Below are 16475 nucleotides of genomic sequence, written 5' to 3'. Positions count from 1 at the left end.
TATGCGCTGATCTGTCTCGCGAACTTACAGCTGCGCGACGAGAATCCGGGAGAATTCTTCCAAGAACTCTTGATCCGTTTGATCGAAACGGGCATGTTCCGGGCTGTCGATGTCCAAGACGCCGATCAGCTCGCCGCCTTTGACCAACGGAACCACGATTTCGCTGTTCGTGGCGGCGTCGCAGGCGATATGGCCCGGGAAAGCATGCACGTCTTCGACGAGTTGCGTTTCGCGCGTCTGCGCGGCCGTGCCGCAAACGCCTTTGCCCATCGGGATGCGGATGCAGGCCGGAAGGCCTTGGAACGGACCGAGCACCAGCTCTTTGCCGTCGTACAGGTAGAAGCCGGACCAGTTGGTATCGGGCAGGCACTGGGCGAGCAGCGCCGAAGCGTTCGCGAGATTGGCGATGCGGTCGGGCTCGCCGTCGATCAGGGCTTTCAATTGGGACAAAGCGGTCGCGTACGTTTCTTCGCGCGTGCCGCCGTAATTTTGCGTTTCGAACATGTGCGGTAAGCCTCCTATTCGCGGACGGATTTCTTGACGGATCATAGAAGTCGGCGGCTTTCTGCGAAAGAAAGCGCCGACTTCTTCCATTAAGGCGCTTTCCGCGGAAATTGTCAATGCGCAGAGAGGCGCGCCGCGCATGTTTCCTGTCCGAATATGCAGGGTAAGTACTGGGTAACTCATACGCTGTCCATGTCGCCGGATCGGAATCGAAGACTTCCGCGCGAGTGCGACAGCGGTTCACAGAATGGAGGAGAGGCGATATGCAGGCCGCAACACAGAATTTATTCATCCGGATTCACCTGCTGCACTACGCGGAAGAGCAAGACATTTCGATCCGCGAAGCGCTGCCCAGACTGGAGCAGGCCGGTTACCGGGTTGCCGACCGAGAGGTCAAGCAGGAACTTGAGAACTTGGCTGCCGAAAATCTGCTTACCGCCCACGGGGAAGAGTATACCTTGACCGGAGCAGGGATCAACGAACTTCGGAAAGTTCGCGATTCGCTCGGCAGCATGTGTTCGGAAGTGCTGTCCGCGGAACGTCCGCGCCGGGCTGCCCGCGTATAACAAGCGAAGTTTCGTTCAATCGGACCATGCGGCGATTCGCCGACGAGTCTCCCCGATTCGGCCTTTCGAGGCGGATCGGGGTTTTTATTGCGCAAACGAGGAGCGACGCGTCGGAAGCCGGCCGATTTCGACGAATCCCTGCCTTTTGCCGCAACCGTCGGCGTTTCGCCGTGGTAAGATAGGAGAAGCGCGGCCCGAATCGTTTTTCGCAAAGAAAGATCGGGCGGCCGGAGCAAGAAGAACGGAGGCTTAAGCAAAAGTGAAATCCAAGCAAGACAAACGCAATTACGTGTTGGCCGGCCTGATGCTGTCGACTTTTCTGGCGGCGGTAGAAGGAACGGTCATCAGCCCGGCGACTCCGTCGATCGTGGGCGAATTCGAAGCGGCTTCGCTGATGAGCTGGGTGTTCGCGGCTTATCTGCTGACGATGGCCGTCACGACGCCGATCTTCGGCAAACTGAGCGACCTCTTCGGCCGCAAGCCGATCTTTCTGATCGGCTGCCTTCTGTTTATCGTCGGTTCGGCGCTGTGCGGATTCGCGGGCGGCATGGAGCAGTTGATCGCGTTCCGCGCTTTGCAGGGGATCGGGGCGGGCGCGGTGATTCCGGTGACGTTCACGATCGTCGGCGACCTGTATAAGATGGAAGAACGCGGCCGCGTTCAGGGCATGATCAGTTCGGTCTGGGGCATCGCGTCGCTGGTCGGCCCGCTGCTCGGCGGTTATCTGGTCGATACCTTCTCGTGGCGCTGGATCTTCGGCATCAACGTGCCGTTCGGTCTGTTGGCCGTCCTGTTCATCATGGTCTTCCTGAAAGAAGAACGCAGCCGTAAAAAAGCGAAGATCGACTGGGCGGGAGCGGCGACGTTCACGATCGGCATGACCGCGCTGCTGCTGGCTCTGACTTCCGGCGGAGAGAACGCTTCTTGGCTTTCGCCGTCGATCCTCGCGCTGCTGGCCGGTTCGGTGGTCATGCTGATCGCGTTCGTATGGATCGAAAGCCGCGCGGCGGAACCGTTGGTACCGCTTAAGCTGTTCCGTATCCGCGATATCACGTTCTCCAGCATCGCGGCGATCTTCGTCAGCACGCTGCTGATCGGCCTGACGACGTATGTACCGCTCTGGGTGCAGGGCGTGCAGCAGGGAAGCGCGGTACTGTCGGGCATGCTGCTCGCGCCCATGTCGTTCAGTTGGATCGCCGGCTCGTTCGTGGGCGGGCGCATGATCGCCAAGAACGGCGCGCGCGGCGCGGCGGTGATCGGGCTGGTCGCGCTCGTGGCCGGCATCGCCGGGGTGACGCTGATCGACGGCGATTCGCCGGTCTACGTGCTGCCGCTGCTCATGTTGGTGCTGGGCGTGGGCTTCGGCATGTCGCTCACCGTATTCACGATCGTGGCTCAATCTTCGGTCGGCTATTCGATGCGCGGCGCTTCGACGGCGCTCAACACGTTTCTGCGCACGCTCGGCCAGACGCTCGGCGTCGCCTTTTTCGGCACGCTGCTGAACGCGTCGCTGCTGTCCGGCGGAAGCGGCGCGGGCGTCAGCGAGAGCGATATCAATGCGCTGCTGTCGGAGCATACCCGCGCGGAGATGTCGCCGGAGAAGCTCGGCAGTCTGTCGGGCGTGCTCGAGAGCGGGCTGCATTCTTTGTTCGTCATCATGTTGATTCTGACGGTGCTCGGTCTGTTGGCCGTGCTTCCGTTAAGCAAACGTCCGCCGGCTCCGCGCGAATAAGCGTCCGTCGTTCGGGCGAAGAATGAGATCCGTTTTCCGGCAAAAAAAGACGATCTCCCGTGTCTCGAAACGGGAATCGTCTTTTGCTGCGGGATATCGCGCTTGATGTTAGTCTTTCTTAATCAAACTCAACATTGAGAAAAATTTCACTTACAAGAACGTCATTCGACCCGAAAAACTCCCGCCGATCGGGCGACGCATTTATTTGCGCGCCGACGGGGACAGTCTTTCGGCTTCCATTCCCATTTTCTTCAGCAGGGAAATCAATTGGAGCTTCTCGTCTTCTTCCAGTCCGCTGAGCGCGTTCGTGAGGCGCTCGGCATAATGCGGATAAGCTTCGTCCATCAAGGCTCTGCCTTTATCGGTGAGTTCCGCATAGATCACGCGGCGGTCGGTCGGGCAAGGATGGCGAACCAGCATGCCGTGGCGTTCGAGCTTGTCGATGACGTAGGTGACATTGCCGCTCTGCAGCAGGAGCTTCGCTCCGATCTGCTGGATCGGCTGTTGTCCTTTGAAGTAGAGCACTTCCAACACGGCAAACGCCGTCGGATTGAATCCTTGAATCTTGCTGCCGCTCACGGCATGTTCGCTGACGCTTTTAAACGACTTGGCAAATACGCGGTATAGATGCAGCGACAATTCGGTATCGCGCGCTTGGCTATGAATCATTACGTCTCCGCCCTTTCAAATTTTGGTAGATGGATTATGTTTATCTTAGTTCAGCAGTAATGCATCGGAACATGTCATTTGTCACAGTTTTTCATTTTAATTATTAAAATTTCGCCTTTTCACGAAAACTTCAAATTTGAAGTGACGGCGCACACAGGAGAAAATTGGCGAAAAAAGAAACGGCAGTCTGAAAAAGACGTATTATGGCGAAGAAAAGTACGTTGGCCGGCCTAAAAAGCTTCTCAGCATCATTGGCCGACTTTGGCAATCGCGTGCGGGAAAGGAGCAAGACGGTGGAGACGGAAGAAGCGAAGGACGAACAAGGCAAACCGTCCGTATTGGACGTGCGGATCGAAGAGGCGGGATATTCGCCGGGCGATTCGCGGGTAAGGGACGTGGAATTCCGCGTACGTAGCGGCGAATTGGTCGGCCTGATCGGCCCCAACGGCGCAGGCAAGAGCACGACGATCAAAGCGATCTTGAAGCTGATTCCCCATGTGAAAGGCGAGATCGCGCTCGGCGGATCGGGAACTTACGCCTATGTGCCGGAACAGCCTCTCTATTACGACACGCTGACGCTGTGGGAACATCTGGCGCTTGCGGGAGCGGCTTACGGCATGGAGGAGCAAGCATTCGAACAAAGCGCGGGCGAACTGCTGGAACGGTTCCGAATGACCGATGCCCGCGACAAATTGCCCGGCGGCATGTCGAAAGGCATGAAGCAGAAAATGATGCTAATGCTCGGCTTCCTGCTGAAACCGGATGTCTATATCGTCGACGAGCCTTTCATCGGACTTGACCCGAGAGCGACGCGGGACTTTCTGCGGCTGCTCGAAGAAGAGCGCCGACGGGGCGCGGGCGTGCTGATGTGCACGCACGTCCTCGATACCGCGGAGAAGATCTGCGACTACTTCGTGCTGCTGTCGGAAGGCGAGACGGCGGCTCAAGGCGATCTGCAGGAGATACGCCGGGCAAGCGGGCAGCCGGAAGGCGATCTGTTCGATTGCTTCGAGGCGTTGACCGTATGAGCGGGGGGAATGCGGAGAACGAAGGTTCGCTTCCGCCGGGCCGGACGGAAAGCGCTTCGGCGCGGAGCGGCTTCGCGGGATTGGCCGCCCCGAAATCCCTGTTCCGGCGGCGGCTGCGCGATTATCTGGCTTGGGAAGGGCGCAATCTGCGGACGGTCACGGATTGGATCGTGGCGCTGTATATCCTGATCCCGTTCGGGCTGCTCGGCGCCCGCTATTATTACGGGTTCTGGCACGGAGAGACGCCGCCTCTGCTGGCGGCTCTGCCTACGGCCGCTCTGATGGCCGTGCCGGTCGTCGCGGCGATGGCCTCGCGGCCGATCCTGCTACTCGAGCAGGCGGATGCCGTGTTCCTGCGGCAGCGGCCGGGCTGGCTGCGGAGCGTGGTCTCGCGCGCGATGATTCTCTTCGCGGCGGTTCAAGGGGCGAAGGCGGCGCTGATTCTCGCGCTGCTGCTTCCCCTGCTGCGCGAAGCGCGGGGGCTCTCTTGGGGCGAGATCGCCGCGTTGTATCCGGCGGCGTGGGCGCTGCATCTGGCAGCGGGGCTCTTGGCGCATAACGCCGTCGTGTACCGGCAGGAACGCCTGAGACCGTATGCCGCTTTCGCGGGCATGCTCGCGGCTTCGGCGCTGTTCTTGTGGGCGGCCGCCTCCGGCGCGGCCGCGTGTCTGGCCGCCGCCGCGGGACTCGGCGCGGCGGCAGGGTTCCTGATGCGGAGGCGCGCGGCGCTGTCGCATCATTTCGAAGAAAGCGCCGCCGCCGATTTGGCGGCGCGAATGCGGTTCGCCGCGCTGCTGCTGGCGCAGGCGCTGGACAAGCCGAGCCTGCCGAAGCGCTCGACCCGGCTGTGGCGCAGCTCGCGGCCGCTTCTGCCGGGCTTCGTCGGCAGCTGGCGGACCCGCCGGATCGCGGAGGCCGCGATCAAATCCGCGCTGCGCGGCAGCGGGTACGCGCGCATGTACCTGCAGTTCGCCGGAATCAGCTTGGCGGCGACCGCGATCGGGCCGGTCTGGGTCGGCTGGATCGTCGTGCCGCTGATGCTGCTGCTGTTCGCCATGTGGCTGCGAGGCCTCTGGCTGCGCTTCCTGAACCATGCGTTCCCGCCGGTCGCCGCGATGGACGGCGTGCTGGCGTCCTCGGCCTGTGGGCCTGCGGTCGGCGCGCAGATGCTGCCGCTGGCTTTCGTTTTGACGGCCTGTCTGGGCGTCAAAGTCTTCGCGTCTTGGTGGGGGGCGCTTGCGCTCGGCCTTCCGGGAGCGGCCTGCGGCCTGCTGCTGGCGTATCTGCTGGCGGCCTTCTCGCAGAGGAAAGAATAGAGGGCGGGGGGCCAAGCTCGTCCGATGAGCAGTCTTCCGATCGGAATTCGGCGGTCGAGCGCCGAGACCGGCCTCCGGCGGCGGCTCGGACAAACAAAAGACGCCGTAACGGAACGTATATCCGTTACGGCGTCTTTTTGCGCTGACGATTGCTATTTCCGACAGAAAGCCTCGATCGAATTTCGACCGAACGTCAACATTTCCTGCGAGTCTGCAAACCGGCACCGATCGAAGAAGGATTCGGCCGAATCCAATTTAAGGGTTGCGTTCCGATAGGGCGGAACCGGCCCGTTCATGCTCTTGCCTGTTATCCCCGCAGCGCCGCCGCGCGTTCCGCCGCATGGGTGCCGGCCGCGTGCCCGGTCGAGAAAGCCGCCGTGATATTGTAGCCTCCGGTGTAACCGTGAATGTCGAGCAGCTCGCCGCAGAAATACAGTCCGCCCGTCAGTTTGGACTCCAGCGTGGACGGATCGACTTCTTTGAGATGCACGCCGCCGCCCGTGACGAACGCGTCTTCGATCGACAGCGTTCCGTTGACCGGGATCGGGAACGCTTTGATCAGCTTCGCGAGTTCGGTCCATTTGGCTTTCGGAATATTGTCGTGCGTCAGCATCTCGTCAAGCTCCGCGCGGATCAGCAGCAGCGGGATCAATTTTTCCGGCACGGCGTTTTTCAGCACGTTTTTGATCGCCTTTTTCGGCTCGGCCGCCGTTAGGTTCATCGTCTCCCGATACACGTCGTCGGCGCTGCGGCCCGGCATCAGGTCCACCGTCACGCGAACCGTGCCGCCGGCCTGTTTATCGAGTTCTTTGACGACGTATTGGCTGCACCGCAGCGCGGCGGGGCCGGACAAACCGAAGTGCGTGAACAGCATGTCGCCGGTATGGGTGACCAACTTCTTGCTTTTGGCGTTCCAGACGGTCAGTTCGATATCGCGCAGCGACAAGCCTTGAAGCTCTTTGCTCTGGATAAAAGCAGCCCCCGACGTCAGCGGCACTTCGGTCGGGAACAGCTTGGTGATCGTATGTCCGGCCGCTTCCGCCCACGGATAACCGTCGCCGGTCGAACCGGTCTTCGGCACCGATTTGCCGCCGACCGCCGCGATCACGCAGGGGGCCGTAATTTCTTGTCCCCCGCGCAGCCGCACGCCCGCCGCTTGTCCGTCTTCATATAAAAGGCGTTCGACCGGCGCGTTGATGCGCACCTCGACGCCGAGCGAACGCACCCGTCCGACGAGCGCGTCGACGACCGTTTTGGCTTTGTCGCTCACCGGGAACATGCGTCCGTTGTCTTCTTCTTTCAACGCGATGCCCAAGTTTTCGAAAAAAGCGATAATCTCGCGGCTGCCGAACTGCGACAGCGCGCTGTACAAAAACCGGCCGTTGCCGGGAATCCATTTGATCAGTTCGTCGAATTCCTTATTGTTCGTAACGTTGCAGCGCCCGCCGCCCGATATGCCGAGCTTGCGTCCCAATTTGTCTCCTTTGTCGAGCAGCAGTACCTTCGCTCCGCGCTCTCCGGCCGCCGCGGCGGCCATCAATCCCGCCGAACCTCCGCCGACGACGATGACTTCGTAATCCAACGTGCATCTTCCTTTTCCTATTGATCGATTTTCTTCATCATAGCATAAAAAGCGAAAGCGGACGGTCGAGAACGATAGGAATCCCCCGCCGATCGTACCTTTGGACTCAAGCGAGATAAGTCCATAACGCCTTATCTCGAATAGAGGCGAGGATACGGTCGCCGAAAACGCCCTTAAAGCGTGCGCGTTTCCGTCGACCGTATCCTTTGATTCAAGCGAGATAAGTCTATTGTATCGGAAGAATGGGTATGTTTTAATCAAAGCATAGGCGCTTTCCTTGAAATTGGAAATCGGTCGACGCGGCTGATTTTCGGCACCGAGATGCTGCATACCCGATAAGGAGGTACGGCCGGTTGGAACTCTTCAAAGTCTTCATCATCCAAGTCCTGTTCGCTTCGCTCCCCGTTCTTCTGGTTCCTTCTCTCGAGACGTTCGTTCGTAAGCGCACTCCTCGTCTTCTGCTCAGACATCAAGGAGATTCCGTAGGGATCGCTTTCACGTGGGCCAGCGCGCTGTCGGTGCTGCTGTGTTGGTTGTTGGATGCGGGCAGCCCGCGAATCGACGGCCATTTGTCCCTTTTGCCGGCCGGAATGGGCATTTTGTACGGGGTGTCCAAAGGAGCGCTGCCGATCGTCGCCTTCTATGCGCTTGTCGGTTACCTGTTTTCTTCTTCGCTCGAAATCTTCTACATCGTGCTCGAGGTCGCCGCTTTGCTGGTTCTGGCGCTTGCCCGTTCGCGAATGATCGGCATGACGCGCAGGAAACGGGGAACCCTGTTCGTGTTATGGATGCTGGTCGCGTACCTGCCCCATGCGGCTTTCCATATTCGGGAAACGTCCCTGCAGGGCGCCGAAGCGTGGAGCGTGTTTCCCAAGATCGCCGTCGAAGTCGTTGCCGCCGTCGCCGCCGGTCTGATGCTGCTGTATTCCCGGCGCGACGTGCAGGACCGCCATTCCTTGAGCGAACAAGCCGGCTTCATGCGAGAGCGGATGATCGAAGAAGAGACGAAGCTCCAGGCGTTCATGCGGACGCTGCCCGGCTTCGCCTTGACGCTTGATCGCTCGGCGCGCGTCACGGGCATCAATGACCAAGCATTCAGCGCGCTGGACAAACGGATGCCGGGCATTGCCCGCGAGCAGATCGTGGGACAGACGTTCTCGGACTTGATGAGCGCCGCCGGCTCCCGGGCCGATCCTCTGTTCCTGCAAGCGTTGGATGTCGCGATCCGCGAGAATCGGAACGTCGAGCAGCCGCTGGAATTTCAAGGACGCAAATTCAATCTCTATCTGTCGCCCAGTTACGGAAAAACCGGGGAAGTCAACGGCGCGGTATGCAGCATCTACGAAGTTACGGAAATGGAACGCATGCGCACCGAGTTGGAAAGCATGAACCGTTTGAGTCTGATCGGACAGATGGCGGCCAGCGTGACTCACGAAGTGCGCAATCCGATGGCCGTCGTGCGCGGATATTTGCAGATCCTTCAAGGCAAATCGCCGCCCGAATACGGACATTATTACAAGATCGTGCTGGAAGAGCTGGACCGAGCCGGCGGCATTATCGACGATTTCTTGTCGCTCGCGCGCACGAAAACGGAGATGAACGAGCAGCGCACGCTGCGTTCGGTCGTCGAAGAGCTGTGGCCGCTGCTGCAGGCGGACGCGAATCTGCGCGGCTTGTCGATCCGGTTCGAAGACGGAGCGGACGGCGAACGGATGCCGATGCATCCGGGCGAGATGAAGCAGTTGGTGCTGAATCTGGCGCGCAACGCGCTGGAAGCGATGGACGACAAGGGCGAGCTGGTCATCTCGACCGAAGAGACCGAACATACGCTGCGGCTGAAGGTCAAAGACAACGGGCCGGGCATTTCCGAAGAAACGCTGGAGCGGATCAAGCAGCCTTTTTTCACGACCAAAAAAACGGGCACGGGACTGGGGCTTGCGCTCTGCGCGGGCATCGCCGAACGTCACGGAGGCCGTCTGAACATCGAATCGACGGTAGGCGAAGGAACCGAGGTCACGATCGAGTTCGGCAAAGCCGAAAAAGCGAAGAATGACGAAGCGGCGGATACGGTCGGGAGTTCCTCCAAGGAATCGTCCGTTTGACGGCCGGACAAAACCGGCAGCCGAGCGGCTTCGCTGTTCTTTTCCGACTTCGTAACAAGACTGCGCAATAGAGGAAACGGCTTTCCTTTCGTTAGGAGGCACGTTATAATGAAGGCAGCATAGGCCGAAGAACGAACGGGTTTATGTCATCAACGTTTCTGGAGGAGTGAATACCATGGCTATGTCTTTCGACCAATACATGCGTGATATGATTCAACCGATGCGGGACGAGCTGACATCGCTGGGCATCCGCGAGCTTCGTACGCCGGAGGAAGTGGAAGAGAACCTGCCGAACGCGGAAGGAACGACGCTTGTCGTCATCAACTCCGTCTGCGGCTGCGCGGCCGGCCAATGCCGTCCGGGCGTCGCTCAAGCGCTTCAGCACGAGAAAAAGCCGAACAATCTGTTCACCGTATTCGCGGGACAGGATAAGGAAGCAACGGCTCAGGCTCGCGAATATTTCGCGCCGTACCCGCCTTCGTCCCCTTCGATCGCGCTGTTCAAAGACGGCGAACTCGTGCACTTCATCGAGCGTCACAGCATCGAAGACCGCTCCGCCGGCGAGATCGCCGACGATCTGACGCGCGCTTTCGACGAATTCTGCGGCTAAGCTTTCCGTCAGGAATTTTTTCCGCCGCGCAATGCGAAGCCGGATCTTCCGGACTTTTGCGGGCGATGCCCCGGCAGACACTTGGGTCGTGCCGGGGTTTTTGCCGTGCGTTTAACCGCCGCGGAGCGCCTTTTACATACAGCGACATGAGCAAAAAAACACAAAGTCAGTTCGATGTCAGCTTCTTCCGGGTATAATTGAGGGTATAGGCAGCATCCATTTTGTCCGGGAGCAGCAAGTCCGGATATTCAAAGGAGAGATTGTACGATGAGTTTGCAGCAAGAGATTATCGCCGATCTGGGCGTTCAGCCTTCGATCGATCCGGAAGCCGAGATCCGCAAGCGGGTCGACTTTCTGAAAAAGTACGTGCTCGATTCGGGAACGAACGGCCTGTTGATCGCGATCAGCGGCGGCGTGGACAGCGCGGTGGCGACTGGCCTCTGCAAGCGCGCGACGGACGAACTGACGCAGGAGAAAGGCAAGGAATATATCACGCTGGGCGTATTCCAGCCTTACGGCGAGCAAACGGATATCGAGCACAGCTACGCGACCGCCAAAGCGTTCGGCTTGACGCATACGATCGAGACGAATATCCAAGACGCCGTCGACCATGTGGCTTCGACCGTCGAGAAGAGCTTCGAGAAGCTCGATATCGATAATCCGCGCAAGATGACGGACAAAGGCAAAGGCAACATCAAAGCCAGAACGCGCATGGTCGTGCAGTACGCGCTGTCGTTCGAGATGAATCTGCTCGTCGTCGGCACGGACCACGCTTCGGAAGCGATCACCGGTTTCTATACGAAATGGGGCGACGGAGCGGTCGATATCACGCCGCTGTCCACGCTGAACAAACGTCAGGTCCGTCAAGTGGCGAGCGCGCTCGGCGTGCCGGCGGAGATCGTGACCAAAGCGCCGACGGCCGGACTGTGGGTCGGACAGACCGACGAGACCGAACTCGGCATCACGTACGACGAGAACAGCGATTATCTGGAAGGCAAAGAAGTATCGCCGCAAGCGCAGGAGCTGCTGGAGAGTTTCTATAAGAGAACCGCGCACAAGCGCAATCCGATTCCGGGCATCTGATCGGCCGGAAGCCGATTCGCTCGGGGCGCGAGTTCCTGTTCGGAAGAAGCTGAATATGCGCGTGCTTAAAAGGACCCGGGCGGTAAGCTCGGGTCCTTTTTCGAGTACGATCGGTACGTCTGCAACCGACGGCTTCGAATCTGCCTGCGATCAGGAAAGATACAGTTCGAACGCCGCGTCGTATTCTTGCGGATGGTATTTTTCGTAAGCGGCCAGCAGTTCGGTCTGCGCGTGCTGAAGGATGGCGCGGTATTCCGAACTTGCGCTGCCCGTGCCCGAGAGGCGGCCTACGGCGTCTCGGCTGTGCTCGAAGCTGCGTTCGACCAGAGCCCAATGGCGCGCGTATTCGTGTTTGGTCATGCCGATCAAGGTCAGGATCTTGTAGAGGACGGTCAGCTGTTCCAGATGCGCCTTGACCACGTCGATCGAGAAATTCTGTCCCAACGTGAACTTGATCTCGACGTCGAGATCGACCGTGCCCGCCGTTTCCAAGATCACGTTCGTCGGCGTATGTTCGAAATAGTTGTAGCGCAGAATCTGCCGCTTGCTGCTGATCGCTTTCTCCCCGTCGACATGGATCATGCCGATATTGGTGAACGCGTATTCGTCTTTGGTAGATTTGAGCACGAAATAGAGTTTCTCGTTCATTTCGGTGAACACGTAAGACTGAGCCTGACAATTCTTGAATTCGGACGGAGGGATGACCTTGCAATTGTCGGACATTCCGGTAAGGTCGGAGGTCATGCGCGAGAAAATGTTACGGGACAAGAAAATCCACCTTTCGTTATGAGGTCTGGATCGTGCAGGCCTTCCTGCTGCATTTATTCTAACCGATGCCGGCGAATAATCCTACAGAATCGAAAACGCGAAGAGGAACTGGAGTTCGATTGTTTCTCCTGATACAATAAAAATTGGTCCGATCGCCAGGCCGAACAATGGATCGGAAACAAGAAGGCGGGAAGCGGAGGAACGACGGAATGATTTACGGAATCGGTCATGACCTATTGGAGATCGAGCGGGTTGCCAAAGTACTGGACGGACGGCAGGGCGAGCGGTTCTTGCGCCGAATATTGACTCCGGCCGAGATCGAGATCGCGAGAGAACGAGGGCCGAGATTGTCCGAGTTCGTGTCGGGCCGTTTTGCCGCCAAAGAAGCCGTGGTCAAAGCGCTGGGCACCGGAATCGGCGCTCAGGTCGGATTCGAAGACATACAGATCGTGCCGGATGCGCTGGGCAAACCCGGCGTCACGTTATCGGAAGAAGCTTGGAACCGATTGAACCTGCCGAACGGGAACGGTTATATCATACATCTGAGCATTACGCATCAACCGGGGATGGCTTCGGCTTTCGCCGTAGTAGAAAGGACGGAAACGACGTCATGAACGCCGATAACCATAACGACGAGCAAACAAGAACCCTCGCGGAACGCGCCGCGCAGGAGAAGATCGACGCGGTCGAAGCCGAGGAGAGCCGCGCTTATTTCAGCCGCGAGCTGTTGATCTGGTACGATCGGAGCAAAAGGGACCTGCCGTGGCGCCGCCATCGCGATCCGTATTTTATCTGGGTCTCGGAGATCATGCTGCAGCAGACGCGGGTGGATACGGTCATTCCGTACTTCAACCGTTTTATCGAACGTTTTCCGACGATCCGCGATCTGGCGGAAGCGCCGCAAGAAGACGTCGTGAAGATGTGGGAAGGGCTGGGCTATTATTCGCGCGCCCGTAATCTGCAAGCGGCCGCCCAGCAGATCGTCGAGCGGCACGGCGGGCAGATGCCGTCGGAACGCGAGCATGTCTTCGCGCTCAAAGGCGTAGGGCCGTATACGGCCGGCGCGATTCTGAGCATCGCGTTCAACCAGCCGGAGCCGGCCGTCGACGGAAACGTCATGCGGGTCTTTTCGCGATACTTCCTCATCGAAGACGATATCGCCAAGCCGAAGACCCGCATCGCGATGGAGAAGATGATTCCCGCCTTGATCCCCGAAGGCCGGGCGTCCGATTTCAATCAGGCGCTGATGGAACTCGGCGCGTTGATCTGTACGCCGAAATCGCCGCACTGTCTGATCTGCCCCGTGATGGAGCACTGCCGGGGACGGATCGAAGGCATGGAACGCGAACTGCCGGTCAAAACGAAAGCCAAAAAGCCGCGTCCCGAGCAGCGTCTGGCCGTACTGCTGGAAGGCGCGGGCGAACGCGAAGGCCGCGTGCTGGTACGCCGCCGCCCGAAAACCGGACTGCTCGCGGGCATGTGGGAACTGCCGCATATCGCGGTCGCAGGCGAAGAGCTGGGCTTGGAAGTCTCGCAGCTCGAAGAACTGCTCGAAGACCGCGGCCTGACGTGGTCGCCGATGTCCCCTTATATGACGGCGGAGCATACGTTCAGCCATATTCATTGGACGATGCGGGTATTGATCGCGCATGAAGAACCGGAGACGTTGGCGCTCTTGGCCGCCGAGAGCGGCGTGCCTTACGAGACGGCCGTGCCGGAAGCGACCGGGCCGGACGGCTCAGAGTCGGAGGAAGAAGAGAGCGGCGAAGAATGGCGCTGGATCTCGCGGGAAGACATGCAAACGATCGCGTTCCCGAACCTCTTCTCGAACATCCTGAACCGGTATTTCGACGGGGAACAGGAATAAAGCCGGTTCGCGCGGTCTCGTACGCGCTTCGAAACGGAAAATACGAAAACGGAAAATAAGGAAAACGCAAAAAAGCCGATCCCCGAGGGATCGGCTTTTTCCGATTGCGGCGTGCCGCGATGCAAGATGCGGCAAGGCCGGAAACGGATTTATTTTGCGGCCGCGTAACGTTTAGCCACTTCGTCCCAGTTCACGACGTTCCAGAACGTCGCGATGTAATCCGGGCGTTTGTTTTGGAATTTCAGGTAGTAAGCATGCTCCCATACGTCCAGACCGAGGATCGGCGTTTGGCCTTCCATGATCGGGCTGTCTTGGTTAGGCGTGCTGGTTACGGCCAGTTTGCCGTCTTTGCCTACGACGAGCCAAGCCCAGCCGCTGCCGAAACGAGTCGTAGCCGCTTTGGCGAAGTCTTCTTTGAATTTATCGAATCCGCCGAGTTCGCTGTCGATCGCCGCAGCCAGATCGCCCGAAGGAGCGCCGCCGCCGTTCGGTCCGATTACGGTCCAGAACAGGCTGTGGTTGTGGTGGCCGCCGCCGTTGTTGCGAACGGCAGTACGGATGCTTTCCGGAACGCTGTCCAGATCGCCGATCAGCTCTTCGAGGCTCTTGCTTTGCAGTTCAGGAGCGCTCTCCAGGGCGTTGTTGAGGTTAGTCACATATGTGTTGTGATGGCGATCGTGGTGGATTTCCATCGTTTGTGCATCGATATGGGGTTCAAGCGCATCGTTCGAATACGGCAGTGCCGGCAGTTCAAAAGCCATGATAAGATTACCTCCTGCTTAAGTTGGATTTAACGACGTTGCCCGCGTTAAGGATGATGCTGTGAACATAGGATGTACATAGGGACGTCCTTACCTCCTTATTAAACAGGAACACTTTCTTTAAATCAATAGGTCAATTTTTCTCCGTAGCTTGCCTGTCTGTACGAAAAATCATAAGAACTCAAGCGGGGCGAAGGTTTGCGGGCGATTAATGAAGGAACGTAAGCGAAGATGAAGAATGAGTGAAGGTTTTCGGGGCGCTGCGCGGCGTCGGAACAGGGAGCGAAAAAGGTGCGCGAGCGGCGATTCGTCCTGTCCGGAAACCCGAGAAGATTGTTAAAAATATCATACCGTTGTAAAAAGAACTTCGTTTATGATGGAGCGGCAGCCATGACTTAAACACCTGAAAAATAGGTCGATCGACGGACGAAAAAGCGGAAAGCGAAAGGCTCGCAAAAGAAAAGTAATGTTTTTTTGCGTAACTTATGGTTTAATAATCGTGTGTGGAAAGTAAAACCGCTGTAATCCACGTTTTTTTTCTGCCTTTTTTGTAAACCCACGTCTTTCTTTCTGTAAAAACCTGATTCAAGTAAGCGTTTGCGAAAAACTCCGGACGATGATTTTCATGGTACGGGCCGGACGGAAAGCGCAAAAGTCCGATTTTCCGCCGCGAAAAGCCTCGCCTATCGTGTTTCGCATTAGCTGCCATTTCCGAAGAAGAAGGGGATTCAAGCATGAACGTTCGTTCTTTTCAGTTGAGTGATTCCGGCCGCATCACGGAACTTCTACAGGTTGCTTTATCCGAAGAATGTTATGAAAAGACGATCGGGCCGTTCTCCAGACAGCTGTCTTGGGATTCGGAACTGATCCTGGTGGCCGAAGACGGGGATGAATTGGTGGGCGTGCTGATCGGCACGATCGAACGCAATATGGGTTGTTACTACCGTATCGCCGTACATCCGGATTACCGTCGTCAAGGAATCGGCAAAGCGCTGGTCGCCAAGTTGGAAGGACGTTTCCAACAGCGCAAAGTCAGCCACATCTTCGTGTCGGGCGACGAACACAATTCGCCGGCGTTCCCGCTCTATGAAGCGATGGGATACGGCGCGAATCGAATTCTGAACGCGTTCCAGAAGCTCAGCATTCTGGCGGTCAACTAAGACCCGCACGCGCGTCGAGCACGGGAGTTCGCGGGGAGCGGACGACCGGTAGAGAAGACAAGCTTCGGTTCCCCGGAAAGGAACCGTTTTACGTTGCATAGCATGCCCGAGTCCTCGGGCTTCCGTACGGCTTCACAGCCGCTTCGGAGGTCGGAGAGCGCGGGCGTGCTTTTTATTTTGATCCGGATCAGGCGCCAAGGAATCGTCGGTTAGCCGCTCGATTCCGTTTGTTTTTGAGGTACAATAGAGAGCGCGCCAAGCGCCGGTACGAGCACCGGGGCGCGCTCGTCCGTGAGATGCGAGAGGACTGCGGGCGCATGCTGCATAGGCGGGCTGCGTTGCTTTTTCGGCAACGTATAGCATCGAAGCAGCGTGTTTTCGCCGAATTCCAGTTTCTACGTTGCTTTTTTGGCAACGTAGAGCGGATAACTGCGCGTTTTCGCTGGCTACGTTGCCTTTTATGCAACGTAGAGCACCGAAGCAGCGCGTTTGCGTCGAATTCCGGCTTCTACGTTGCTTTTTAGGCAATGTAGAGCGGATAAAAGCGCGTTTGCGCCGGCTACGTTGCTTTTTGTGCAACGTAGAGCATCCAAGCAGCGCGTTTGCGCCGAATTCCGGTTTCTACGTTGCTTTTTCGGCAATGTAGCGGGAATAAATGCGCGTTTTCGCGGGCTACGTTGCTTTTTTTGCAACGTAGAGCATCCAAGCAGCGCGTTTGCGCCGAATT

The 16475-nt window shown here is 58.1% G+C and carries 15 protein-coding genes; 10 read left to right on the top strand and 5 right to left on the bottom strand.

Annotated features, from left to right (window positions below; all coding sequences use genetic code 11):
• Positions 1-24 precede the first annotated feature (24 nt).
• Complete coding sequence (locus CDO73_RS21235; RefSeq protein ID WP_088490592.1) at positions 25-504, bottom strand: GAF domain-containing protein; 480 nt, start codon at positions 502-504, stop codon at positions 25-27.
• 263 nt (positions 505-767) lie between these two features.
• Here CDO73_RS21235 and CDO73_RS21230 point away from each other — a divergent pair, with 263 nt between their 5' ends.
• Positions 768-1070, top strand: a complete 303-nt coding sequence (locus CDO73_RS21230; protein WP_088490531.1) for a hypothetical protein — start codon at positions 768-770, stop codon at positions 1068-1070.
• A 304-nt stretch (positions 1071-1374) separates the two neighbouring features.
• Positions 1375-2802 (top strand): MDR family MFS transporter, encoded by a 1428-nt coding sequence (locus CDO73_RS21225; RefSeq protein ID WP_088490591.1) that lies wholly within the window; start codon positions 1375-1377, stop codon positions 2800-2802.
• A gap of 201 nt (positions 2803-3003) precedes the next feature.
• On the opposite strand, the gene CDO73_RS21220 is transcribed toward CDO73_RS21225, so the two are convergent.
• Positions 3004-3471 carry a MarR family winged helix-turn-helix transcriptional regulator gene (locus CDO73_RS21220; protein ID WP_088490530.1) on the bottom strand — a complete coding sequence of 156 codons (468 nt, stop codon included), beginning with the start codon at positions 3469-3471 and terminating at the stop codon, positions 3004-3006.
• Positions 3472-3764: 293 nt separating this feature from the next.
• Here CDO73_RS21220 and CDO73_RS21215 point away from each other — a divergent pair, with 293 nt between their 5' ends.
• Positions 3765-4499: an ABC transporter ATP-binding protein gene (locus tag CDO73_RS21215; protein ID WP_256972797.1), complete on the top strand. Its 735-nt coding sequence runs from the start codon at positions 3765-3767 to the stop codon at positions 4497-4499.
• Complete coding sequence (locus CDO73_RS21210) at positions 4496-5815, top strand: ABC transporter permease (protein WP_088490528.1); 1320 nt, start codon at positions 4496-4498, stop codon at positions 5813-5815. The genes CDO73_RS21215 and CDO73_RS21210 overlap by 4 nt, the downstream gene beginning before the upstream one ends.
• A gap of 307 nt (positions 5816-6122) precedes the next feature.
• On the opposite strand, the gene CDO73_RS21205 is transcribed toward CDO73_RS21210, so the two are convergent.
• A complete protein-coding gene (locus CDO73_RS21205; RefSeq protein WP_088490527.1) occupies positions 6123-7397 on the bottom strand; it encodes a BaiN/RdsA family NAD(P)/FAD-dependent oxidoreductase in 1275 nt (424 codons plus the stop codon).
• 353 nt (positions 7398-7750) lie between these two features.
• Between CDO73_RS21205 and CDO73_RS21200 the strand changes: the two genes are divergently transcribed.
• The 3 genes from CDO73_RS21200 (at position 7751) to nadE (ending at position 11192) form a co-directional block, all read left to right on the top strand.
• The gene (locus CDO73_RS21200) at positions 7751-9499 is read left to right on the top strand and encodes an ATP-binding protein (protein ID WP_088490526.1); all 1749 of its coding nucleotides are present in this window, start codon (positions 7751-7753) and stop codon (positions 9497-9499) included.
• 175 nt (positions 9500-9674) lie between these two features.
• Positions 9675-10109, top strand: coding sequence for a BrxA/BrxB family bacilliredoxin (locus CDO73_RS21195; protein ID WP_088490525.1), 435 nt, complete (start codon positions 9675-9677; stop codon positions 10107-10109).
• Between the two features lie 267 nt (positions 10110-10376).
• The gene (gene nadE, locus CDO73_RS21190) at positions 10377-11192 is read left to right on the top strand and encodes an ammonia-dependent NAD(+) synthetase (RefSeq protein ID WP_088490524.1); all 816 of its coding nucleotides are present in this window, start codon (positions 10377-10379) and stop codon (positions 11190-11192) included.
• A 150-nt stretch (positions 11193-11342) separates the two neighbouring features.
• Here nadE and CDO73_RS21185 read toward each other — a convergent pair whose 3' ends face one another.
• Positions 11343-11960, bottom strand: coding sequence for a PH domain-containing protein (locus CDO73_RS21185; RefSeq protein WP_143536162.1), 618 nt, complete (start codon positions 11958-11960; stop codon positions 11343-11345).
• Between the two features lie 209 nt (positions 11961-12169).
• On the opposite strand from CDO73_RS21185, the gene acpS reads away from it, so the two are divergent.
• Together acpS and mutY are read left to right on the top strand one after the other, a co-directional pair.
• Positions 12170-12574: a holo-ACP synthase gene (acpS, locus tag CDO73_RS21180; protein ID WP_088490522.1), complete on the top strand. Its 405-nt coding sequence runs from the start codon at positions 12170-12172 to the stop codon at positions 12572-12574.
• Positions 12571-13827 carry an A/G-specific adenine glycosylase gene (mutY, locus tag CDO73_RS21175; protein ID WP_088490521.1) on the top strand — a complete coding sequence of 419 codons (1257 nt, stop codon included), beginning with the start codon at positions 12571-12573 and terminating at the stop codon, positions 13825-13827. The genes acpS and mutY overlap by 4 nt, the downstream gene beginning before the upstream one ends.
• A gap of 149 nt (positions 13828-13976) precedes the next feature.
• On the opposite strand, the gene CDO73_RS21170 is transcribed toward mutY, so the two are convergent.
• Positions 13977-14588 carry a superoxide dismutase gene (locus CDO73_RS21170; RefSeq protein WP_087798716.1) on the bottom strand — a complete coding sequence of 204 codons (612 nt, stop codon included), beginning with the start codon at positions 14586-14588 and terminating at the stop codon, positions 13977-13979.
• Positions 14589-15322: 734 nt separating this feature from the next.
• On the opposite strand from CDO73_RS21170, the gene CDO73_RS21165 reads away from it, so the two are divergent.
• Entirely contained in the window at positions 15323-15748 is a 426-nt protein-coding gene (locus CDO73_RS21165; protein ID WP_088490520.1) for a GNAT family N-acetyltransferase, read from the top strand.
• Positions 15749-16475 lie beyond the last annotated feature (727 nt).

It is taken from the genome of Saccharibacillus sp. O23 (assembly GCF_002205895.1).
Taxonomy (GTDB): Bacteria; Bacillota; Bacilli; order Paenibacillales; family Paenibacillaceae; genus Saccharibacillus.
The sequence above is the reverse complement of the archived record's forward strand: the minus strand, read 5'-3'. Positions and strand labels throughout refer to the sequence as shown.

Coding starts and splice junctions, on each gene's coding strand:
- acpS (WP_088490522.1), top strand. CDS start 12,170: ATGATTTACGGAATCGGTCATGACCTATTGGAGATCGAGCGGGTTGCC.
- mutY (WP_088490521.1), top strand. CDS start 12,571: ATGAACGCCGATAACCATAACGACGAGCAAACAAGAACCCTCGCGGAA.
- CDO73_RS21165 (WP_088490520.1), top strand. CDS start 15,323: ATGAACGTTCGTTCTTTTCAGTTGAGTGATTCCGGCCGCATCACGGAA.
- nadE (WP_088490524.1), top strand. CDS start 10,377: ATGAGTTTGCAGCAAGAGATTATCGCCGATCTGGGCGTTCAGCCTTCG.
- CDO73_RS21225 (WP_088490591.1), top strand. CDS start 1,375: ATGCTGTCGACTTTTCTGGCGGCGGTAGAAGGAACGGTCATCAGCCCG.
- CDO73_RS21235 (WP_088490592.1), bottom strand. CDS start 504: ATGTTCGAAACGCAAAATTACGGCGGCACGCGCGAAGAAACGTACGCG.
- CDO73_RS21170 (WP_087798716.1), bottom strand. CDS start 14,588: ATGGCTTTTGAACTGCCGGCACTGCCGTATTCGAACGATGCGCTTGAA.
- CDO73_RS21230 (WP_088490531.1), top strand. CDS start 768: ATGCAGGCCGCAACACAGAATTTATTCATCCGGATTCACCTGCTGCAC.
- CDO73_RS21210 (WP_088490528.1), top strand. CDS start 4,496: ATGAGCGGGGGGAATGCGGAGAACGAAGGTTCGCTTCCGCCGGGCCGG.
- CDO73_RS21220 (WP_088490530.1), bottom strand. CDS start 3,471: ATGATTCATAGCCAAGCGCGCGATACCGAATTGTCGCTGCATCTATAC.
- CDO73_RS21195 (WP_088490525.1), top strand. CDS start 9,675: ATGGCTATGTCTTTCGACCAATACATGCGTGATATGATTCAACCGATG.